This window comes from Brevibacillus choshinensis, from assembly GCF_001420695.1.
Lineage (GTDB): Bacteria > Bacillota > Bacilli > Brevibacillales > Brevibacillaceae > Brevibacillus > Brevibacillus choshinensis.
This window is the reverse complement of sequence record NZ_LJJB01000007.1, coordinates 1,557,791-1,578,908: the sequence shown is the minus strand read 5'-3', so window position 1 is coordinate 1,578,908 and position 21,118 is coordinate 1,557,791. Positions and strand designations below refer to the sequence as shown.

At 48.8% G+C, this 21,118-nt stretch carries 22 protein-coding genes; 2 read left to right on the top strand and 20 right to left on the bottom strand.

The window, feature by feature from the left end:
- Window positions 1–84 precede the first annotated feature (84 nt).
- From lpdA to pdhA, 4 genes are read right to left on the bottom strand one after another with little or no spacing between them, the layout of a single operon-like run.
- Window positions 85–1,530 (bottom strand): dihydrolipoyl dehydrogenase, encoded by a 1,446-nt coding sequence (gene lpdA, locus AN963_RS07580; RefSeq protein ID WP_055743894.1) that lies wholly within the window; start codon window positions 1,528–1,530, stop codon window positions 85–87.
- Window positions 1,531–2,814 (bottom strand): dihydrolipoamide acetyltransferase family protein, encoded by a 1,284-nt coding sequence (locus tag AN963_RS07575; protein ID WP_055743893.1) that lies wholly within the window; start codon window positions 2,812–2,814, stop codon window positions 1,531–1,533. It abuts the gene before it with no gap.
- Window positions 2,815–2,831: 17 nt separating this feature from the next.
- The gene (locus AN963_RS07570; RefSeq protein ID WP_055743892.1) at window positions 2,832–3,815 is read right to left on the bottom strand and encodes an alpha-ketoacid dehydrogenase subunit beta; all 984 of its coding nucleotides are present in this window, start codon (window positions 3,813–3,815) and stop codon (window positions 2,832–2,834) included.
- The gene (pdhA, locus tag AN963_RS07565; protein ID WP_055743891.1) at window positions 3,812–4,879 is read right to left on the bottom strand and encodes a pyruvate dehydrogenase (acetyl-transferring) E1 component subunit alpha; all 1,068 of its coding nucleotides are present in this window, start codon (window positions 4,877–4,879) and stop codon (window positions 3,812–3,814) included. The genes AN963_RS07570 and pdhA overlap by 4 nt, the downstream gene beginning before the upstream one ends.
- 182 nt (window positions 4,880–5,061) lie before the next feature.
- Between pdhA and AN963_RS07560 the strand changes: the two genes are divergently transcribed.
- Window positions 5,062–6,471, top strand: coding sequence for a sigma-54 interaction domain-containing protein (locus AN963_RS07560; protein ID WP_055743890.1), 1,410 nt, complete (start codon window positions 5,062–5,064; stop codon window positions 6,469–6,471).
- Window positions 6,472–6,608: 137 nt separating this feature from the next.
- Here the strand turns inward: AN963_RS07560 and AN963_RS07555 are convergent, their stop codons facing one another.
- The 16 genes from AN963_RS07555 to AN963_RS07485 form a co-directional block, all read right to left on the bottom strand.
- A complete protein-coding gene (locus AN963_RS07555) occupies window positions 6,609–6,806 on the bottom strand; it encodes a hypothetical protein (RefSeq protein WP_055743889.1) in 198 nt (65 codons plus the stop codon).
- A gap of 114 nt (window positions 6,807–6,920) precedes the next feature.
- Window positions 6,921–7,127, bottom strand: a complete 207-nt coding sequence (locus AN963_RS31110) for a response regulator transcription factor (protein ID WP_269084380.1) — start codon at window positions 7,125–7,127, stop codon at window positions 6,921–6,923.
- A gap of 79 nt (window positions 7,128–7,206) precedes the next feature.
- Entirely contained in the window at window positions 7,207–8,367 is a 1,161-nt protein-coding gene (locus AN963_RS07550) for a GNAT family N-acetyltransferase (RefSeq protein WP_330218820.1), read from the bottom strand.
- Window positions 8,354–9,679 carry a F390 synthetase-related protein gene (locus tag AN963_RS07545; protein ID WP_055743888.1) on the bottom strand — a complete coding sequence of 442 codons (1,326 nt, stop codon included), beginning with the start codon at window positions 9,677–9,679 and terminating at the stop codon, window positions 8,354–8,356. Before AN963_RS07545 ends, AN963_RS07550 begins: the two co-directional genes overlap by 14 nt.
- Window positions 9,667–10,518, bottom strand: coding sequence for an MBL fold metallo-hydrolase (locus tag AN963_RS07540; protein ID WP_055743887.1), 852 nt, complete (start codon window positions 10,516–10,518; stop codon window positions 9,667–9,669). The genes AN963_RS07545 and AN963_RS07540 overlap by 13 nt, the downstream gene beginning before the upstream one ends.
- A complete protein-coding gene (locus tag AN963_RS07535; RefSeq protein WP_055743886.1) occupies window positions 10,508–11,509 on the bottom strand; it encodes an NAD-dependent epimerase/dehydratase family protein in 1,002 nt (333 codons plus the stop codon). Before AN963_RS07535 ends, AN963_RS07540 begins: the two co-directional genes overlap by 11 nt.
- Window positions 11,506–12,678 carry an ATP-grasp domain-containing protein gene (locus AN963_RS07530; protein ID WP_055743885.1) on the bottom strand — a complete coding sequence of 391 codons (1,173 nt, stop codon included), beginning with the start codon at window positions 12,676–12,678 and terminating at the stop codon, window positions 11,506–11,508. Before AN963_RS07530 ends, AN963_RS07535 begins: the two co-directional genes overlap by 4 nt.
- The gene (locus AN963_RS07525) at window positions 12,668–13,663 is read right to left on the bottom strand and encodes a beta-ketoacyl-ACP synthase III (protein ID WP_055743884.1); all 996 of its coding nucleotides are present in this window, start codon (window positions 13,661–13,663) and stop codon (window positions 12,668–12,670) included. Before AN963_RS07525 ends, AN963_RS07530 begins: the two co-directional genes overlap by 11 nt.
- A 172-nt stretch (window positions 13,664–13,835) precedes the next feature.
- On the bottom strand, window positions 13,836–15,494 hold the full coding sequence (locus AN963_RS07520) for a flavin-containing monooxygenase (RefSeq protein WP_055743883.1): 1,659 nt from the start codon (window positions 15,492–15,494) through the stop codon (window positions 13,836–13,838).
- A 202-nt stretch (window positions 15,495–15,696) separates the two neighbouring features.
- Complete coding sequence (locus AN963_RS07515; protein ID WP_055743882.1) at window positions 15,697–16,131, bottom strand: SRPBCC family protein; 435 nt, start codon at window positions 16,129–16,131, stop codon at window positions 15,697–15,699.
- Between the two features lie 66 nt (window positions 16,132–16,197).
- Complete coding sequence (locus AN963_RS07510) at window positions 16,198–16,653, bottom strand: SRPBCC family protein (RefSeq protein ID WP_055743881.1); 456 nt, start codon at window positions 16,651–16,653, stop codon at window positions 16,198–16,200.
- Window positions 16,646–16,972: an ArsR/SmtB family transcription factor gene (locus AN963_RS07505; protein WP_201783710.1), complete on the bottom strand. Its 327-nt coding sequence runs from the start codon at window positions 16,970–16,972 to the stop codon at window positions 16,646–16,648. The genes AN963_RS07510 and AN963_RS07505 overlap by 8 nt, the downstream gene beginning before the upstream one ends.
- A 108-nt stretch (window positions 16,973–17,080) precedes the next feature.
- Entirely contained in the window at window positions 17,081–18,316 is a 1,236-nt protein-coding gene (locus AN963_RS07500; RefSeq protein WP_055743880.1) for an MFS transporter, read from the bottom strand.
- Between the two features lie 8 nt (window positions 18,317–18,324).
- The gene (locus AN963_RS07495; RefSeq protein ID WP_055743879.1) at window positions 18,325–18,702 is read right to left on the bottom strand and encodes a MerR family transcriptional regulator; all 378 of its coding nucleotides are present in this window, start codon (window positions 18,700–18,702) and stop codon (window positions 18,325–18,327) included.
- A gap of 278 nt (window positions 18,703–18,980) precedes the next feature.
- Window positions 18,981–19,367 carry an acyl-CoA thioesterase gene (locus tag AN963_RS07490; RefSeq protein ID WP_055743878.1) on the bottom strand — a complete coding sequence of 129 codons (387 nt, stop codon included), beginning with the start codon at window positions 19,365–19,367 and terminating at the stop codon, window positions 18,981–18,983.
- A gap of 46 nt (window positions 19,368–19,413) precedes the next feature.
- Window positions 19,414–19,956: a helix-turn-helix domain-containing protein gene (locus AN963_RS07485; RefSeq protein WP_055744490.1), complete on the bottom strand. Its 543-nt coding sequence runs from the start codon at window positions 19,954–19,956 to the stop codon at window positions 19,414–19,416.
- A 543-nt stretch (window positions 19,957–20,499) separates the two neighbouring features.
- Here AN963_RS07485 and AN963_RS07480 point away from each other — a divergent pair.
- Window positions 20,500–20,997: a DinB family protein gene (locus AN963_RS07480; RefSeq protein WP_055743877.1), complete on the top strand. Its 498-nt coding sequence runs from the start codon at window positions 20,500–20,502 to the stop codon at window positions 20,995–20,997.
- Window positions 20,998–21,118: the final 121 nt, after the last annotated feature.

Genomic DNA, 21,118 nt, shown 5'->3' with positions numbered 1-21,118 from the left:
TGATTATAGCTGATGATACCTCACTTCCCCAAAAGAAAAAGAGCCGCACGGAATATTCCCCGGCAGACTCTATTGTGGGAAGACCTAAGATTGCACGACCACTTTCGTTTTATTCACGATGTGAATGGCATGCCCGAGTGCGGCTTCAGCTGCTTCTAGCCATACTTCACTCAAGGTAGGATGTGGATGTACAGTGAGTGCCAAATCTTCGACACGCGCAGCCATTTCCAGAGCGAGAGCACCTTCCCCGATCAAATTAGAAGCATCTGCTCCGACAACATGCATTCCCAATAGCAAGTGGCTCTTTTCATCCACGATCACTTCCGCAAAGCCTTCCTTCTCATCGATAGACAAAGCTTTACCGTTGGCACGATACGGGAACGAGGCGACTGTCACTTGATAGCCCTGTTGCTCTGCCTCTTCTCTGGTCAAGCCAACACCTGCGATCTGTGGTTCGGTAAATATAACATAGGGAACATAGGGGGAGTCTACGCTGCTTGGCATTCCTGTGATTACTTCAGCAGCGACAATCCCTTGCTTCGAGGCTCGATGCGCCAAGGCTGGCCCCGGCGTCACGTCACCGATCGCATAAATATGCGGGATGCTCGTACGGCATGTAGGATCAACTGGGATGTAACCTCGTTCGTCGACCATGACTCCTGCTTGGGTCAACCCGATGTCTTTGGTATTAGGAACACGACCGATCGTGACGAGCGCTTTGTCTGTTGAGATTTGCTCACGAACATTGCTTGGGGTGAGTAACTCGAGGACAACCTGCCCATTTGCGACATTTGCCGTTTCCACTCTCGTTCCCGTCTTCACGGTTATTCCCAGTTTTTTCGCTTGCTTCCATACCTCCTGCGAAAGGTGCGAAGCCGTTTGCGGTAATATCCTATCAGCAGCCTCCAGTATTGTCACTTTGGTCCCGAGCTTGGCAAAAGCCATCCCCATTTCCATTCCGATATACCCACCCCCGATGATCGCAAGTGTGTTGGGGATTTCCTGGAGGTTCAACACATCTGTAGAATCCAGCAGATACTGATGGTCCGGAGTGAGAAATGGAGGGATATAAGGTCGAGAACCAGTAGCGACAATTGCTTGACGGAACTTGTAGGTTTCAAAGTCTCCCCCAGTCTCGACGCCAATCCGGTCATTAGACAAAAACGTAGCGGAGCCCTTCACTACCGTAACTCCATTTGCTTGGCAAAGATGAGCGACGCCACTGCTGAGCTGATTGACCACCGATGCTTTCCACGTCTGCCATTTCGGCATGTGAAACGATGCTTCTCCCTCTGGTAGCTGGATGCCCAGTTTGCCTAGACCTGCCAACTTATGATATTCTCCAGCGGCATGAATCAGCGCTTTTGATGGAATGCACCCCCGATTCAGGCAGACTCCGCCAAGCTCTTCCTTTTCAATCAGAACCACCGATTGGCCCAATTGACCCAACCGAATCGCGGCAGCGTAGCCACCAGGACCTCCTCCGATTACAACAACATCTGTTTCTACTGCGACTTCGCCGACTACCATCTAGACCATCTCCGCAAACAATAGAGTAGGATTTTCCAGTAATTCTTTGATTCGGTTCGTAAATCGTACGGCCGTGACTCCATCGATCAAGCGGTGATCAAACGAGAGCGAGAAATTCATCATCCAGCGAATCACACCTTCATCCTCGCGAACCACCCAGCGCTTCTCCATTTTGTGCAGGGCGATGATGGCGACCTCGGGGTGATTGATAATCGGAGTTGCTTGCAATCCACCGATCGGCCCTACATTGCTGATTGTAAACGTCCCACCTGTAATCTGCTCCATGGACAGTTTGCCGTCACGTGCCTGCTGAGCTAGAGTGGTGATCTCATCAGCCAGCTGAAAGATGGACTTGCGGTCCGCATCCTTGATGACAGGTACGATCAGACCATCCGGTGTATCCGCTGCGATGCCGATATGGTAAAAACGTTTGAGTAAAATCTCGTTGGTCGCTTCATCGATGGACGCGTTCATCACCGGGAATTCTTTGAGAGCAATCACGAGTGCCTTGATAAAGAACGGGAGGAACGTCAATTTGATATTTCGTTTGGTGGCAAGCGGCATCATTTGTTCACGCAATCCCCGGAGCTGATCCATCTCCAGCTCATCAACAGAAGTGACATGAGGAATGATCGTGACTGATTTCGTCATGTGCTCCGCAATCTTTTTTCGGATGCCTTTTATCGGGATGCGTTCGATCTGCGCATTTGCCGTCGTCGAGGATACTGTCAGAGTAGGAGCTTTCTCGCTGACAGAAGGGATCGTTTCCTTGATGATCGCTGGCGCAATTGTTCTCTTGGCAGCTTTGCTAGTGGTACCTGCTACATAATTCCGTACATCTTCTTCTGTCACACGTCCTGCTACCCCTGTGCCGCTTACTTTTTCAATATCTATTTTCAGTTCTCGCGCCAGTTGACGAACATATGGTGTCGCCAATGCACGAGGTGCCAGAGGAGTTACTGTTACTGGTCGAGACGTACTTGGTGCCTCGATTTTCTCTCCCGGCTTCCCTTCCGGAGCCACGACTGTCTTGGACTCGCTCGTTTCAGTTCCTGTATCTATGACTAATAGCGTGGTTCCCACTTCAACCGTGTCGCCCTCAGCTATTCGGATCTCTTTGATGACGCCGGTCACAGGCGCAGACAGCTCTGCGTTTACTTTGTCAGTTTGTACTTCAATCACTGGCTGATCTTGATGAACGGCTTCTCCCGGACTTACTAAAATCTTTAAAATTTCCCCTTCGTGCATGCCTTCTCCCACGTCGGGCAGCTTAAACTCCACCATGGCCCTCGCTCCTTCTTCTAGTACGTAAACGTTTCCATAATTCCGCTCATCACACGACCAGGTGTAGGCAAATAATCGTCCTCAATACTAAACTGTGGAACGGGTACGTCAAACCCGGTAATTCGTTTCACGGGAGCCTTCAGATAGATCAACGCTTCATCGTTAATGATGGAGATGATTTCCGCGCCCATTCCTGCGGTCTTATGCGCTTCATGGACCACGATCGCACGTCCGGTCTTTTTCACTGATTCTACAATGGCATCCCGATCCAGCGGATAGATCGTGCGCAGGTCAATGACCTCACAACTAACGCCCTGTTCCCGCTCGATCTGCTTCGCTGCTTCATCCGCCACACGGAGCATGGCCCCCCAGGCAAAGATGGATAAATCTGTTCCTTCTCGAACTACTTTTGCCTTTCCAATCGGGACGCGATACAGCTCTTCCGGAACCTCTTCTTTAAATGCACGATACAGTTTCGTTGGCTCCAGGAAAATGACAGGGTCAGGATCCTCCATCGCGGCGATCAGCAAGCCTTTCGCGTCATAAGGAGTGCTAGGAGCCACTACTTTTAAGCCGGGAACATGCGCAAAAAACGTTTCTACACTTTCTGAATGAAGCTCAGGCCCGCGAATCCCAGCACCATACGGCGTGCGAATGACCATGGGAACATGATATTGACCTCGGGTCCGATAGCGCATGCGGGCAGCGTGAGAGACGATCTGCTCAAAGCCCGGGTAAATAAAGGCGAGAAATTGAATTTCCACTACAGGGATCAAACCGTTCATCGCCAAACCAATGGCCGCACCGATAATTCCTGCCTCGGCTAACGGTGTATCCACCACACGGTCAGAGCCATATTTCTGAAGAAGATTTTCTGTCGCTCGGAACACCCCACCATTCACGCCAACATCCTCACCCAACAGCATGACGCGGGAATCTTCTGCCATCTTTTGATCCATTGCTTCTGTAATCGCTTGAATCATCGTCAGCTTGCGCTTCATGCTGGAATTCCCTCCTGTTTGGCAGGCTTCACAAGCTCGCTCTCCTGCTCGGTCGCCATCCATGTAGGCTCTGCATACACGTGCTTGAACATATCTTCTGGGCGTGATTTTGGATAGCTCTCTGCTTCCGCCAAGGCTGCATCAATTTTTGCTCCTGCAGTTGCGATGAATTCGCTTTCTTTTGTCTCGTCCCACAATCCTTGTTTTTCCAGATACATGCGGAGTCGTTGAAGCGGATCACGCTCTTGTCGCCATTCTTCTGAAAGCGTTTCCTGATCTCTGTATTTTTTCGGATCATCGGCAGTTGTATGGGCACCGTAACGGAACGTAATGGCCTCAATTAGAGTGGGACCTTCTCCGGCCAAAGCTCGCTCTACTGCTTTCTTCATCGTGAGCCAGACCGCAAAGATGTCATTTCCATCGACTCTCACGCCAGGAATGTCATACGCGGCTGCCCGCTGTGCGATCGTTTTGGAGGCAGATTGCTGCGAAAAAGGGACACTGATCGCAAAGCCATTATTTTGGCAGAAAAATACGGTGGGAGTTTTAAAGACGCCCGCAAAATTGAGCGCTTCATGGAAATCCCCTTCCGATGTCGCACCATCACCAAAATAAGCAAGGCTGACGTGCTTTTCGTTTTGAAGCTTGCTCGCCCAGGCTGTTCCTACGGCATGCACCATTTGCGTCGCGATCGGCACACACGGAGGCATGATATTCAGGTTTTTTGGACTGATGCTTCCTTCCATGTGGCCCATCCAGTACAGAAACACGCGTGCCATGGATTGTCCATGCACAATAGCTGCTGCGTGGTCACGATAGGTAGGGAATAACCAGTCACCGGGTGTAAGTGCCATTGCACTGCCGACTTGAGAGGCTTCCTGTCCTTCAAAAGGGGCGTACGTGCCCATGCGACCCTGCCGCTGCAGGTTAATGGATTTACGGTCAAATAGACGCACCAGCGCCATGTTTTCATACATTTTGATCATCGTTTCTTGATCCAGTTGTCCTTTGATGTCTTGTACCAGTTCGCCCTCTGGAGTCAATACCTGATATAATGGAGACATTCATACATCCCTCTCTTTCCGATTCATTCCAGCAATCTCATACAGCAAGTAGCATGCCAAGCGAATTTACGCTGGATTGATCTGCTTTTCGCATATCGATGATCAATTTTGCATATGCAATTTCGCGCAATCATGCTCAATTCTGATTATTTCGATTACAGAAACGGTCCAAGGGGGCTTCTATGTACCAAACCCATTTTTTTCAGGCGAGCGACAATGACGAGCTAGTCAAGCTGATTACGACCATCTTCCATACCTCACATGACGGCTTGGCGATATGCGACCGTAATGGGTTTGTCCTGCTTTATAACGAAGCGTATTTGCATATTACGGGCGTTCCCGCTGAGGTTTTGAATCAGTACAGTTTTATCGAACAGAAGGAAATGCACATGGTACCTGATTCTTCCGCCGCTCGTGCCATCCAGACGAAACAAATACACAGTGTGGTGATCGATTACGCGAATGGCAGAAAAGCAATCAATACGGCCACGCCCCTGCTCGATGAGAACCAGGAGTTGCTGTTTGTTGTCGGGAACGTCCGCGATATTACCGAGCTCAACCAGCTCCAGCAAGAGCTAGAGGAAACGCGTCAAATCAACTCTGCCTTCCAGCAGGCACTGGAACAGATTCAAAACGAGATCGATTACGAAGGACAGCTGATCTATCGGAGCAATCTCATGCATCGAATTGTCGCATTGGCCGAGCGCTTTGCCACTAATGACTCTCCCATCCTGCTTTTGGGGGAATCCGGTGTCGGCAAGGACGTCCTCGCAAACTACATCCACACGAAGAGCGGGAGGACTGGAGACTTCATCAAGATCAACTGTGGAGCCATCCCCGATCACCTGCTTGAGTCAGAGCTGTTTGGCTACGAAAAAGGGGCGTTTACCGGGGCAAGTCAATCCAAGGAAGGTCTTTTTGAGCTGGCACATAGCGGTACGATCTTCCTCGATGAAGTGGGCGATCTACCTTTCGCTTTACAAGTCAAACTGCTGAATGTTCTTCAGGATGGGAAAATTCGTAGGCTAGGTGGAAAAACATCACGTCAAGTCAATATGAGAATCATAGCTGCCACCAACAGCGACCTGGAAGCGATGGTCGAGCACAAACAGTTTCGGCAGGATCTCTTTTACCGACTGAATGTACTTTCTCTCACGATCCCACCTCTACGAGAACGGCGTGATGACATCCCTGCTCTGATCTTTTACTTTTTAAAAATGTTGGAGAAAAAGTATCAGCAGGAAATGCGCGTAGAGTCTGAGGCACTAGAAGCCTTCATGGAATATGACTGGCCGGGTAATACGCGTGAGCTGAAAAACGTCGTCGAACGATCCTTTCATATGTCTGAGCAAGGGAGAATTACAATAGACCAGCTCCCCACTTCCATTCGCACGATACAACAAGCCTCAGTCCCCCTTCGGCTGGCCAAATTGGAGCAATCCATGCCGTTGAAAGAAGCCGTCGACCGCTTTGAACGTGAGTACATTCAACGAATTCTTCATGAGACGAAAACCATGCAGGAATGTGCGGACAGGTTGGGAGTGAACATCTCGACGCTGGTGAGGAAAAAAAGGAGCTTGGGGATTAAGTAGTGTTCTAAAGAATAAGAAAGAGCCCGATAAGGACCATTATCGGGCTTTCCTCTCATAAAACTATGATTATTGCAGTGTGATTAAGCAAGCAGCTACAAATAGGAAGCTGTGGCGCAATTTACGTATTTTCACTCCACTCAGTAAATCGAAACCACCGCAAATATGGCGATACCAATCGCCAGAGCGTTGCCCAGGAATAAATACCATTTGAGCACGATTTTATTGCGGCGCTCGGATTTAAAGATACTCCAATCGGTATCCAGTAACCCCGGAATGACCAACGCTCCCATAACAATGAAATACACGATGATGCCTACCATCCATTTTTCTCCCATTCTCCCACTCCTTACACGCGTATACTTACAACAGTTGACAATACCAAATCAGACAAAACAAAATAACTAACGAAAGTTAGTTTTTGTGTGTGAATGTAGAAACTTGCCCTATTTTTATTCCAACAATTTCAATTCTTTCGCCCTTGCCACCGCTTGAACCCTGCGGTTTACCTGCAGCTTTCCATACAGATTGACGATATTTGACTTTACCGTCCCTACCGTTAAGATCATCTGTTCAGCAATTCCCTTATTGGACAAGCCACTTGCGATCCGTTGTAAAATCTCCTGTTCGCGATCGGCCCCCGAAAAGAGGATCGGCACGCATAGAATGGAGCGTGGATTGAATCCGTTCAGAAAGACATCCGGCTAATTTGGAGGTAAGGTTCTTACGTTTTCCTGCTCACAGTCTGTACTTTTTTACTAGCGGGACTCCAAACTGTTCCAGCAAGACAGACAATGCTGTCCAAATGCCTCTTCGGTACAGAGGAAGATGTCTGGCCCAGACAGCGGTATACTCCACTTCCCCTACCGCTCCTCTGTCTGCTTTGAATGCTCCGACTCCTGCACTTTGATGCAACAGCAGTCCTTGCCTTTCCGCCTCCTGTACCAGCAAGCTGGACAGCATCCGGTATAATCCGGTCTCTTTGGGCAGCGTGACATCGTATCCGAATAAAGGTGTCGTCATCACGCCGTTTCGTTGAAAGTACCCTAGGATGCCATCGAGACGTCCTTCTTTCTCCAATCCTATCAGCGTCAGTGTGCGCTTGTGCAGCCCCAGCTTGATAAAGTCGTAGGTAAACTGAGGATTTTGTTGAGAATATTTGTCCAAATACAGCGCGTTATACAAATCGATAATCCGCTCGATTTGCCCTTCCCGTATTTCCTCGTGCGATACGATCCGGTATCCCGACTTCTCCAGCATTTGCCGATCACGCTTGAGCGTATTGCGAACTCGCCATCCTCCCTGTGCCGGCCAGTCAGGATGAAACAGATAGACATACCGGCTTGGCACCATCAAGTATCCGGCGTTCTTCAGTCCCTGGTACATGACAGGATGCAATTTTGAACTCACTGATCGGAACGCAATCAGGTGACGAGGAAATCTGGTATGACAAAACCGGGTGATCCGTTGAACTTGCTCTGCAGTCAGATCATGATACAGATTGGTGGATAAGAGCCAGTTATTGACGAAGGCAATCTGATTGGTCCGGCTTGTTTTCATCATCCAACCAAGCATAGAGAGTGCTTGTGCCATCAGAGCTTCCCACATCGGCATTTGCAGCATACGCAGCTCGTCTTTCGCATACGTAATGTAGTGCGAATACGGAGAACACACGTACGAATTGCCGTATTCCGAATCATTCACCGTCACGGGCATGACGAGATCATCTACGGTTATCGCATAGAATTGGGTCCGTACATTTTTGACGTAATGGTCTGATTGTTCTTCCATGCATGCTGACAGGTACTTTCTTGCATACTCGCCGTCCCTCATGCTCTCCCAAGGCACTTCATTTACGTTGCTTTTATCATACAGCGATACATAGTTACTCTGTTTCACTTGGGGTAAACACCCTCTCCACTCGTCGCATTTTTTTGCCACCTGCTTCACGTTCATACGGTGTAAAGGTAATCTCTGGAAGCTTGCCGCCAAGCCGCATCACGATGTCCTGTAGTTGGCCGCGCACTTGCTCCTGCAAAAGTCTCTGTCTCTCATCAGCCTGTACGGATACCTCAAGCAACGCTGGATGAATCTGACGGACCTTGTATTCTTTGATCTCCCCGGATGCAGCCATAACCGCTCTGCGGATAAAATCAGGAAAAACGGATACCCAGCTATCTCCATTCACATGCTTGAACCAAAACACATCGTCAGCTCTTCCTTCAATTCTCTCTAGTGCCGTATAGACGGAGCCGCATAAACAGGGAGTCTTTTTTTCTGTCAAAATATCGTTCAGCCGATAGCGAATGATGGGTTGTGTCGTGCGGGAAAAGTCCGTGATGATCGGGTAAAAACGCTCCCGATCCTCATCCAGATACTCCTTTTCCATGACGATGATGTCTTCATTCACGTGAAGCGTTCCGTATGGGCAGGTCACCGCAAGAAACCCCTCTGTGCATTGATATATCTGGTGAACAGGCTGTCGAAATGCTTCGAGGATGTATGCTTCGTCCAACGGGTCTAACACTTCAGCGACAGAAATGATCTTGCCTGGTGACACCTGTAATATCCCTTGGCTTTTTGCTTCAGCCAGGAATCGCAGCATGGAAGGAGGAGCGACGAGAACCGTTGGGGAAAACTCGTTTAACCGAGTGAAATGCTCTGCGGCCGGGAGTAACAAATCAAAAAAAGAGAATCGGATTCGCCGTCGATTCACGGAGGTGTAGAGATTGCTATTAGCCCGCAGGAAAAAGGCGATCCGATGTTCGTTCCACAGCCGTCCGGGTAGAGCCTTTGCCAGGATCACACCCGCCCACCTCGCCCTTTCCTTTGACCCAACCAAAAATACGCCCCGATTCCCCGATGTTCCCGAAGACAAGCCTACGGTCACTTTTCCTATTTGAGGCGTAAAATCTCGCGAATCCTCTGCCCCAAAAGCTACCCGAAATGCCTCTTCCTTCTCGATTCCCAGCGTGTTGAGATCGCTGAAATGATCCATCATGAGTTTCTTGTCGATGGGCGCAAGATATCTCCAGTCATCAGGTCGAAGTGTCCCAAAGCGTTCCCGATAAAACGGTGACCGAGGTAGAACAAAGCGAAGCAGTTTTTGTACCTGGTGCTCTTGCCAGTGCTCGAGTTGGGCACGCGATGTAAACTGGCTAGCCAGCCGTCTAGTCTTTAGGTATTGCCACAATAACGTTACAGTCTCCATGCAAACGCTCCTTGGGTCATCTGCCACACCTCTGGACAGTGAGTGGGCAAAATTTTCAAGCTTGGCCAATGTGCAGACAGCTGGTGTAGCCGCGTCAGATTCTCTTTGTACGACGTGCCATCCGCCATAATCAGCTGTGCAATCGGATGCGGAAGCAAATTATTTCGATACGCTTCGCTCGACCATGCGGCGTCTGCACAAAGGAATACATCTCCTTGGTCCTGATCTCGCAAAAACAGACCCATTTGCCCGGTTGCATGTCCATTCAGTTCAACCAGCAGTATGCTCCCGTCCCCAAAGTAATCATAGGCTTCCGTAAACGGTTCATGAGCTTTTGATAAAGGGATCGGCATTGACCGGTCAATAAACGTCGTGCGTTCCGCAAAATCATGGGGCATCAAATCAGGCAGGAATCCCTCACGAAGCGCACGCAGCCCGAACTTCCCTCGAACGTGTTCATAGGCTGAGGATAAGCAGTACAGGTGGGAGTCTGGAAAATCTCGCAAGCCTCCAATATGATCAGCGTGGAAGTGGGAAAGGAAAATCCCTTTAATGTGTTCGACCTGGATGCCGCGTTCTTCCAGCTGTGCTTTTACACTTTGCTCCGGTCTTGTCACGACGGGTGTGATTTTGGCATACAGCGCATAAGGCAGCGAACGGGTCGCCTCAAAAAAGCGAGGAGAATACCCGGTATCAAACAGGAATAGCCCATGAACTGGATGCTCAATCAGCCCTGCAATGGCATGAAACGCAATGTTTCGCAGCCTCCCGCCTTTTATCGAAAACATCTCCCATTGTCGGCAGAATCCTGTGTCAAACAAAGTTAGCCTAACGTTCATCTTGCATTCGCCACCATTCTGTAAAGGCTTCTATTCCTTCGGCGATGCTCACCCTGGGATGATAGCCAAGCTCGTTTCTGGCTCTCGATATATCAAGCGTTTGGCTTTTTGCCAATACCCCGACTGAATATCTCGTCAACACAGGCTCTCTATAACCCTGCACCGTTTTGGAAGCAAGCTCTAGCATCCAAGCTGCCGCATATGCTTGCCAATACGATATATGCTTGGTTCGAAGCGGCATGTCTAAGCGACGAAATACCTCAGTCAACACGTCGATCATCGTCACAGGATCACCGTTTGTGATGTTGTATGCTTGCCCAAGTGTATACGGTGGCGACTCAATGCACAGGAGCAAGGCATCCACCACATTGTCTACATATGTCAGATCCACGATGGCTCGTCCACCGTTGACCAGTGGCACGAACTTTTCCTTATTGGCTCGGATCAAACGGGGAAGAATCGCATTATCCCCAGGTCCGAATAAGGCTCTCGGACGAATTGTGACCGTCCCCAGCCCTTCCTGGTAAGCCTTGCTCACTTCCAGCTCAGCCATATATTTTGTTTGTGCGTATATATTTGCAAAGCGTTTGGGCAATGGGTCCGTTTCCTTGATCGCCAGACGATCTTCAAAGTCAAAATAGATGCTGGGTGTTGATACGTGAATCAGCCTTTTCGCCCCATATGCCTTACAACCTTCGATAACATGAGCAGTTCCCCCTACATTTGTGGCGTACATATCCCGGTATCTGCCCCAAGGAGAGGAAAAGGCGCCCGCGTGAAAGACGATCTCCTGTCCGCGGCATGCCTCCCGAATCGCGGCTCTGTCTGTTAAATCTGCCTGTACAAATGAGATACCTCGCTCTGCTAATAGGCGACCAGAATGTCCATTGCGTCCCAATGCCGTTACCTCGTAACCGCTATCTTGCAGGCGTGCAGCAAGCTTTTTCCCCAGGAAGCCTGTCCCGCCCGTCACCAGTACACGTTTTTTCATTCTTCACCATTCCATTCGATATCACTGGTACTGCATTCCAGCATACTTTTGCCAGTCTGTAGACGCTGCTTGGCCAAATCTACCAGCATGCGAAGCTGTTGGAAATACGGCAGCGGATCTGAATTGCGCCACAACGCATCCCGCGACTCGAGATAATCCCGTAGCCAGCGCCAGCCCTCTGCCACATTTCGAACAGCAGGCAGTCCGTACGCCAACATGGCCATTCCCAACATGAATGCTTGGTTGCCACGGGGAACTAGTACCTCACCCTTTTTGCCAAAAAAAGCTTCGACTGCTTGCATCTGATCGGCAAATAAATGAATACCGCTGGTCAGACGAGGGTTGCACTCAATCACGTAAAGCTTGCCTTCCCGATCTTCAATGAAATCAAAGGCAATCTGACCAGAAAACTGTTGCACATCCACGAATCGACTGACAAACTCCCTGACTCCCGGGTGATTGGCATACGAAAAGTGGATGGACGCGCCTTGCCCGGCTGTATACGTGGTTTCATAATCCGCGTAGAGCGCAAGTTGCCCGTTATGAGCCACAGCGTAACTGCACAGCTGTCGCCCTTTGATGTATTCCTGAACGACCCACGGCTGTTGCTTTGAAATGGCTGGCAGATCGCCCGAGGATGCAGATACGGGATCGTGCACGATACGCACATTGGCGGCAAAACGAGAAAAGACTGGCTTTAACACGACCGATCCGCTCTCGCGCTTCAACGCTTCCCTCATCTGCTCTTCTGACTCTATTCGTTTTGTACTCGGTACTGTCGCACCAACCACTTTACTCGCTAACTGGCAAAAGCTCCATTTGTCATGAAGGGGCCGCAGCACGTCGATCTTCTCTGCCAATACGCGCCCGGCGGTCACTAATTGCTCAAGTCCACGCGATATGTAAAAGATTTCCTCACAGGTAGGGATAAGTAAATCCGCCTTCTCCTGTTCCATAATCTTCTTCAACGCTCGGATATACTCATCAGGCTGCTGACGGGGAGGAGGAACCTGATACGTACGCGAAACCGCCCGAGATGCTCGGCAGAGGTGGAAACGCGCACTTTCAGCCATAACGACCCGATGCCCTGCCTGATCCATCAAGCGAGCAAGCTCCAGTGTAGCCGGTGCCCTGCCCCCTGTCAGTACGACTGTTTTTCTAGTATTCAAGCAGGAGCCCTCCGAGTGAAAGACCTGCCGAGGTACCCAAGAGCAACAGGAGATCTCCTCGTCTGACTTTCTCTTGTACAATCGCTTCATGCAATGCCATCGGGATCGAAGCAGCAATCACGTTGCCGTGGTTTTCAATGATATTCATCATTTGACTATTCGCAAAGCCCAACTTATTTCCCATGATTCTCATAGCCATCCCACTCGCTTGATGGGGAACGACCAGCCCAATATCCTGTTTTTTTACGCTCGCCGTATCCAGCAACTCTTCTACAAAGCCGGTGATCAGTTGGGACGTCAGGCGAAAGATTTTTCGCCCATCCATGTCAAACTGGAAGTCTGCTTCTCTGCCATTTGCATACTCACTCGGGTGAATGAGTGTCCCGCCACCCCTGATTTCTGAGTAATGAGCCCCGTCACTGAACGTCTGCATACGTGAAGCCAGGATGCGGGATGTCTCATTTTGTGGAGTGCGGCTAATTACGACTGCGGCCGCTCCGTCACCAAACAACACACAGCTCTCTTTGTGACCCCAGTTCAGCCCAACGGAGGAAATCTCCGAAGAAACGATCAAAATACGCTGATAGCATTCCATCGCCAAGGAACAGGAAAGCACGTCAAGGGCAGTCACAAAGCTTAGGCACGTCGAATTTATATCAAAGCACGGAACGCCTGACTTAGACTGGTTCATCTCCTCTTGGATCAATGCTGCCGTGCAAGGAATTTCCTGCTGAGACGTCCCGCTGGCACAAACCAGGCAATCGATATCAGAAAAGACTAGCCCCGCTTCGTCAAGAGCACGCTGTGCTGCAATCGCTCCCATCTGGGCTGAGGTTTCGTTTGTCACGAAATGCCTCACTTGCACACCTGACTTTTTCACTACCCATCCTGCAGGAAGGCCGAGCTTACTCTCGAGCTCCTCTGCAGTCACCTGCCGATCAGGTAAGTATTTTCCTGTTCCCAGGATTTTGACTTTTCTCTCCATTTGATGTTTCTCCTCTACCTTGCTAAAAATGCTCATTCATCCCTTCATTTTACAAAATTTTTATCCGTTCTATCAGATTTTTTTAAGCTTGTTGGATTTACTAGAAGAAAATAGTAGCGCAACAAAAAAGGAACCAAGAAAAGCTTCTTGGCTCCTGCTACGATTATTGATTTTAGGAGGATTGCACCTGACCATTTTCGGTCACACCTTGCAGGGTAAAACCCTCATATCCTTTTGCTGCGATATCTGTGCAGATTTGACGATAGTTACCTACACCTCCCAGATAGATAGGAAAACCGACTGGCTTCTCTTTGATATTGGCTCCGGTGTACCACGATTCGGCCTTGGTAAAGAGCGTCGAATCGGCAACATCCCAGCAATGCTTGCTCCAGGCTTCTTCCGCATCAGACTTCGGCTCAATGCAATCCTTGCCATGATCGCGGAGATATTGGATGCAGTCTGCAATCCATTCCACATGTTGCTCGATGGATACGGGCATATTGCTCAGAACAGATGGACTCTCAGGGCCGGTAATCATAAACATATTGGGAAAACCTGCGGTAGTGATCCCCAAATACGTCTTCACCCTTGCTCCTTCCGCCCACTTTTCCTTGAGCGATAGCCCATTCTTTCCGCGTATGTCCATTTTCAGCAGCGGACCTGTCATCGCATCGTAGCCGGTAGCAAAAACGAGAATATCCAGTTCGTATTCTGCTTCCTCAGTCCGCAAGCCTTTTGGCGTGATCTCGATGATTGGCTCCTTCCGCACGTTCACCAATGTGACGTTATCCCGATTGAATGTCTCGAAGTAGTGCGTATCCAAAACCGGGCGTTTGGTAGCGAAATAATAGGAGGGCAGCAGCATTTCTGCGATCTTTTCGTCTTGAACCGTCTCCTTAATTTTCGTTCGGATGAATTCGCAAAGGGTATCATTCGCCTCGCCATTTACCATCAAATCTTGGAACGTGCTGGTAAATATCAACCCGCCCTTTTGCCAGGCAGATTCATATGCTTGCTGACGCTCTTCTTCTGTCACTTCGAGAGCGGATTGCTCAGATCGCTTTATGGGAAATCCTATGGCGGATTCGCGCATGGCTTGTTTGATCTCCTGGAAGCGTTGCTTGGCTGACTGTACATATTCCTCGTCCAAATCATGGTTTCTCGCTGGGGAGCTATATTGTGGTGTCCTTTGGAATACCATGAGATGCGCTGCTTCCTCAGCAATCACCGGAATTGATTGAATGCCGCTCGACCCTGTACCAATGACACCTACTCGCTTGCCAGTGAACTCCACTTTTTCATGCGGCCAATTCCCTGTGTGATACCATTCACCTTGGAAGCTCTCGATCCCTTTGAGTTTGGGAACGTTGGCTGCAGATAGACACCCAACAGCGGATATAAAGTACGTTGCCCACACACTTGCTCCATCGTCCGTCTGTATGCACCATTTGGTTTGAGTTTCGTCGTAATGAGCCGAAACAACGCGCGTCTCGAACTGAATATCGCGCCGCAGGTCAAATTTGTCTGCTACGAAGTTCAGATACTGGAGAATTTCCGGCTGCCCTGGATACCTAGAAGACCAGGTCCATTCCTGATACAGCTCTTCCGAAAAGGTGTAGTTATAGTAAATGCTTTCCGAATCGCAACGAGCACCTGGGTAGCGATTCCAGTACCAAACGCCACCTACTCCATCCCCCGCCTCGTAAACCAAGGTAGACAAACCTGCCTCCCGAAGACGATTGAGCATGTACAATCCTGCAAAACCAGCCCCAACAATAACAGCATCATATGTAACCAACTGATTGGCGTCCTTTTTTTGTAAAGTTGTCATGTTCCTTCCCCCTTCTTCATTCCGTATAGATGCCTGTCGTGCTCTTCGTTAAAAATCGGTCTATCTACATTTTATTATTTTTTGAAATGTGTGAATATTACCCGTTTTAGGGCATGTTGAATCCCCCTCAATCAGGGATAAAAAAAGATAGCCGCACTCGCACGGCTATCTGTATTCTTAATCTTTCCTTATTCTATTTAGGCTATTTCCACAAACCAGCTCGCAAGTTATTGATGCCATTTTCCAAATATCCCTTTAAGCAGGTTAACATATACACCCAGCCTTCTTTGTTGCCAATCAAGTCATGGATGAAATTCTCATCACCCTCATGAAACCCATCTTCGTTTACTTCCACGATGGTATTCGAAGAGTCTAGCTCATGCAGCGTGATCGTGACAGTATGAGGATCCTCGGCTGATCCCCACGTAAACTCGATTTTCTTGTCTACTTCGACAGCCACGATATTGATCGTGCCTTCCGCATTGTATTCCTCATATCGCAGCGTAATGGTCTTGCCAGGCTCCCATCTCTCTGAGCTCGATGAGAACCAAAAGTTGCCGATTCTTTCAGGGTCTACAAATGCTTCATAGACATAGTGGGCTGGCTTGGCTATCTTCATTTTAGTCACGTTAATCATCCCAAAATCGCTCCTTTACCATTTGATTATCTTCTGCTTGATTTATTCCAATACTAACAGCCACTCTTATAGGGCCACAGGTGCCAAGGTTTTCCCCGTTTCCAACAGACTTTTTAGGTTGCTCAAAATCGCTGGCCATCCATTATTGAGACCTTCAAAGGTATCATCCTTGTCTACGAAGTCCGCCGGTACCAGTTTCTCATGCTTTAGTGTTAGTTTGACCGTTGACTCCATTTGCTTTAACTCAAAGGTAACCTGTGATGGTTCCTCGCGAATCGCTTTATCGGCCACATACGTCCAAGTAAAAGAAAGGATACGATACGGCTCACACTTTAGAATCGTTCCGTAATCAGAGACTTGTCCATTTCGCGAGTACGTAATACGTGAGCCTTCCTGCCAATCAGACTCGATCGTGCTTCCAAAGAAATATTGTTTGGTGAATTCGCTGTTGGTTAAAGCCTCCCAGAGCTTTTCCGGAGTCGTTGCGATGTACGTCACATACACAAATGTCGTGTCAGCCATTGTTCTCCTCCTCCAGTTTCCTTTTCAGATCACGTAGAGCGTCCATTCGTTGCCGCTCGAACTTGCCAATCCAACGATCGTAAATATCCGCGATCGGAGCGGCATTTAGGTAATGCAGCTTGTTTCGTCCTTGCCATTCCACAACAATGAGATCGGCCTCCTCCAATATCACGAGGTGTTTGGTTACCGATTGTCGAGTCATATCGAGATGTTCGCACAGCTCGCCTAAGCTCTGACCGTTTATCTGAAATAACAAGTCCAGAAGTTGCCTTCGGGTTGAATCTGCAAGTGCTTTAAATACCTTGTCCATGACACTCATTATATGCAACCAAATGACTGCATGTCAAATCACACAGCGACAACAAAAAAGAGCCCCATCTTCTGGAGCTCATCTTCGCTACTGCGCTACTGCGCTATTCTTTTCCCATTAATGTGCAGCACCCACTTGGTCTACGTGCATCACATGGCGACGGTTGAGCGTAACAAACACGACGGACAAAAGCACGAAGCCCGCCCCTACAATAAACGGAACGTGCGGATTAAACCACTCTGCCAATTTTCCAGCAAGAACTGGTGCAATGGCACCACCAATAAAGCGCAGGAAGCTGTAAGCAGCAGAGGCGGTGGAGCGCTCGATTGGAGCGGCATTCATCACGCCAGTCGTAATCAATGTGTTGTTGTTTCCCAAAAGAGCTCCGGAGAAAATAACTGCCGCGATCACGACAGCCTGTGTATTCGTCCAAATGCCCATAGCTAACAACGTAAGTCCAAACAGGGCTAGCATGACAGACATGGACTTGACTGTTCCAAATTTTTGCTGAAGTTTGGGAGCCATGAACACGGAAGTAATCGCGAGCAAGATACCCCAACCAAGGAACACAAACCCCAGTCCGTGCTCATCTAGCCCCATGACAAAAGGTGCATACGCCATGAGGGTGAAAAAACCGAAGTTGTACAAGCATGCCGTCAAGCCAAATACAACCAGGGAACGGTGCTTCATGGCACGAAACGGATCCATTAAGGAAGTCTTGGCTTTTGCAGACGAATTGGTTTTGGCTTCTGCTGGCATCAGAAAAATAAGAGAGATAAAGGCAACAACCATCAACGATGCTACGCCAAAGAAAGGACCTCTCCAAGAAATCGCCCCAAGCTCGCCCCCCAGCAGCGGACCGACTGAGATTCCCAATCCGATTGCCGCCTCATACAAAATGATGGCTTTGGTGACGCCACTTCTAGACAAGGACACAATCGCGGTCAACGCGGTGGCAACGAAGAGAGCATTGCCGAGTCCCCAGCCTCCACGTAGTGCGCCAAGGACCCAAATATGATTCGATAAACCACCCAGAAACGAAAACAAAGCAATAATAATGATACCGGTGAGCAGTGTCTTTTTGACCCCGATTCGGGATGCAATCATTCCAGTGAACAGCATGGCGACAGCCATAACCGCGTTGTAGCTAGTAAACAGCATGCTCACTTCACTAGGTGTTGCCTTCATTTTATCCGCAATGGCAGGCAAAATTGGATCGACCAGTCCGATACCCATGAACGCAATAATTCCTGCAAAGAAAACAGCCCAGACTGAGCGAGGCTGCTGCAACAGACCCGCTTCATACGAGTCAGCGTTTGTTGCTTTCGCTACTGCATTACCTGAACGTGACATCTCCGCATTCACTCCTGAATGGCAATGTATTTGGTCTTGGCTATCTGGACTCGCTCCTGTAGATCTGTAAGTTCAGTTCTGAACAAGTTGAGCTTTTCTAGCTTTTGGTCAATCATCTGGAGTTGCTTTTCTAGTGTTTGCTCAAGCTCCGCGATTTTCTCCAATTTTAAAGGGATATCATCAGTCTGCTTGGCTTCCACGCGCTGGTTGTGGATGACATCACTCATCTGAATAAATTCTAAAAGTTCAGGCAAGGAAAAACCGAGGACATCTCGCGCGCTGTTGATTTTCTTGAGCTGCTCGATGTGTCGATCGGTATATAAGCGGTATCCCCCTTCACTTCTTTCCGGCGGGAACAGCAAGCCAATTTCCTCATAATACCGAATGGTGCGCTTGGTTAAACCGCATTCTTTTGCGACTTCTTCAAGGACCTACTTTTAACGAAGAGCTATTCGCCTATTGGTTGTGATACAACTAATAATAGTAAAAAGTGGTATATTTCCATTTAAGGTGGTGTTAGTCTTGTCCTTCCCCAAAAAACATGCCGTAGTAAAGCTACTATTGGACTCTTGCAGCCGAGGTGATTTCATAGTTTTGGATTTGCGCTTTCATAAAAAAGAACCCTCGCTCATTAGGGTTCTGAATGAATCTAAAGCAAGCAGTCTCATCTTGTTTTTTCGTCTATATCTTCACGCAATTCATCAGGAACGCGAATTTTTTCACCTGTCTCGACACTGATCGCGACAAAGGTCGCGTGCGCCTGCAGTACGTACTCCTCATTTTGATTTTTCATCGTATGTCTAAGAACAAGGCTCGTATTTCCCACCCGCTCAATCATCGTGTGGATCAGCAGGTGATCCCCGAGAAAGGCTTCTTTTTTATACTCCACATTCAGATGCGCCATAAACGAACGAAAGCCCAAAGTGGAAAAATATTGATACCACGGCTTGCGAGCCATCTCTAAAAACTCCAAATACTTCACGTTGTTCACATGGCCTCCATGCACGGCTTCTGCAGAGACCACTAGCTCCATATTGGCAAGTGGCGGCATGCGATTCCCTCTCTTTCTCTTTCCATCTAGCCGTATCAGGCTAGGATCAAAATATAACAGGTGTGGTAATCCCTAGTATTTTCGCTTCATGGTCGAGCGGATTCAGCCAGAAATGCGGCAGATTGGACGGATAGTGAATCGATTCGCCTGCTTTCACGATGTATTCCGTGCCATCCACGTTAAAAATGACGACGCCTTCCAGGACGTAAAAGAACTCTTCGCCAGGATGATTAAATACATTGTCCTGTTTTAAACCAGGCGGCATGACAACAAGGATCGGCTCGAGGGAACGTCCCGAAAATTCTCCAGCCAATCGCGTATAGAGCAAGCTCGAGCTTTCGATTTGAAACGGCTTTTGATCCGCTTTTTTCACATAGTAGTTTTGGTTTTTGTAGCTCTCAAAAAAATGTGTAATCGGAACATTGAAAGCGTCTGCGATTTTTTTCAAAGAAGTAATCGCCAAGGAAGAACCTCCTCTTTCCACTTGGGAAAGAAAACTAATCGACAATCCCGTTTTTTCGCTCAGTTCTTTCAAGGTCAGATTTTGCTGCAACCGAAAACTACGAATTTTGTTGCTGACTTCAACCATATAAGTTTCCACCATCTCCCTGTCAAACTTCTGATTCATATTTTATCACCTTTTTCACAGAAACTAATCCCTATCCTGTAGAGATAGAGATGATTGATGAAACGATACTGCAATATTCTGTTCGTATAACTCAAAATATCAAAAATCCCATCTATCGCTTCTCAACGAGAATAGAGAGGGTGTTAATGTTGCTAGAATTGGTGATTTTCATATACTCTTTTTCACTCAGATAGACCGCTTCTGCGTACGGCCGCAGTGATCCTTCCACTAATTATAAAGAGAGTGACCTCTGCTGGCATGACGTGCCCAGCTAATACGATCTTTTCGATTTCTTGGATGGAGTAAGTCGGATATCGCAGGCGGACCATACCTTCTTCCGGTAGAGTCATCATACCTTGAGGGACGCGTTGGACTGGATATTTGCTCTTGTACGAGCCGACGATTCGATGCCAAAGGCGTAGAGGGGAAGCTGACACCGGGACTAGAGCTTTCCGCTCGACTGGAATTTATAGTAAGATAAACCATACGGAAGGAGAGGAATTTATGGTCAAACAACTGATCGTTGGCGACGCAACGCATGAACTGGCCACTACGCGCCGCATTCTAGAACGCTTGCCCGAGGAGCATATGTCGTGGAAGCCGCACGAGAAATCCATGACGCTCGGCGGGCTGGCCACGCACCTGATCAACCTGCTGAACTGGCAAATCGCGATTTTTCAGTACCCGGAGTTCGATCTTTCGACCGTGCCGCTGCGGCGGGAGCCTTTGGAAAAACGCTCTGACGTTCTGGAGGAGTTCGACGCGAACGTCGGCAAGTTTGAAAACCTGCTCGCTGAATGTGACGAGAAAACGCTCGGCGAGGAATGGACGCTGCGCCACGGCAACCATATCATCCTCCGCGAGCCGCGGGCGATCGCGCTTCGCACCTTCGGATTAAGCCACATGATCCACCACCGGGCGCAGCTCGGGGTATATTTGCGGCTTCTCGATATTCCGGTGCCGGGCATCTATGGTCCCTCGGCCGACGAGGAAGCCCAATGAACTAAGTTTCTCGATCCGATACGCACCAAACAGTCGCAGGGCACCGGCATGACCGCCGGTACTCTGCTAAGCTGATTTCATTTCAGTAGATGGACATAAGCTCTATTTGCTGCATCCCCAT

Coding starts and splice junctions, on each gene's coding strand:
- lpdA (WP_055743894.1), bottom strand. CDS start 1,530: ATGGTAGTCGGCGAAGTCGCAGTAGAAACAGATGTTGTTGTAATCGGA.
- AN963_RS07575 (WP_055743893.1), bottom strand. CDS start 2,814: ATGGTGGAGTTTAAGCTGCCCGACGTGGGAGAAGGCATGCACGAAGGG.
- AN963_RS07570 (WP_055743892.1), bottom strand. CDS start 3,815: ATGAAGCGCAAGCTGACGATGATTCAAGCGATTACAGAAGCAATGGAT.
- pdhA (WP_055743891.1), bottom strand. CDS start 4,879: ATGTCTCCATTATATCAGGTATTGACTCCAGAGGGCGAACTGGTACAA.
- AN963_RS07560 (WP_055743890.1), top strand. CDS start 5,062: ATGTACCAAACCCATTTTTTTCAGGCGAGCGACAATGACGAGCTAGTC.
- AN963_RS07555 (WP_055743889.1), bottom strand. CDS start 6,806: ATGGGAGAAAAATGGATGGTAGGCATCATCGTGTATTTCATTGTTATG.
- AN963_RS07545 (WP_055743888.1), bottom strand. CDS start 9,679: ATGGAGACTGTAACGTTATTGTGGCAATACCTAAAGACTAGACGGCTG.
- AN963_RS07540 (WP_055743887.1), bottom strand. CDS start 10,518: ATGAACGTTAGGCTAACTTTGTTTGACACAGGATTCTGCCGACAATGG.
- AN963_RS07535 (WP_055743886.1), bottom strand. CDS start 11,509: ATGAAAAAACGTGTACTGGTGACGGGCGGGACAGGCTTCCTGGGGAAA.
- AN963_RS07525 (WP_055743884.1), bottom strand. CDS start 13,663: ATGGAGAGAAAAGTCAAAATCCTGGGAACAGGAAAATACTTACCTGAT.
- AN963_RS07520 (WP_055743883.1), bottom strand. CDS start 15,494: ATGACAACTTTACAAAAAAAGGACGCCAATCAGTTGGTTACATATGAT.
- AN963_RS07515 (WP_055743882.1), bottom strand. CDS start 16,131: ATGATTAACGTGACTAAAATGAAGATAGCCAAGCCAGCCCACTATGTC.
- AN963_RS07510 (WP_055743881.1), bottom strand. CDS start 16,653: ATGGCTGACACGACATTTGTGTATGTGACGTACATCGCAACGACTCCG.
- AN963_RS07505 (WP_201783710.1), bottom strand. CDS start 16,972: ATGAGTGTCATGGACAAGGTATTTAAAGCACTTGCAGATTCAACCCGA.
- AN963_RS07500 (WP_055743880.1), bottom strand. CDS start 18,316: ATGTCACGTTCAGGTAATGCAGTAGCGAAAGCAACAAACGCTGACTCG.
- AN963_RS07490 (WP_055743878.1), bottom strand. CDS start 19,367: ATGCCGCCACTTGCCAATATGGAGCTAGTGGTCTCTGCAGAAGCCGTG.
- AN963_RS07485 (WP_055744490.1), bottom strand. CDS start 19,956: ATGGTTGAAGTCAGCAACAAAATTCGTAGTTTTCGGTTGCAGCAAAAT.
- AN963_RS07480 (WP_055743877.1), top strand. CDS start 20,500: ATGGTCAAACAACTGATCGTTGGCGACGCAACGCATGAACTGGCCACT.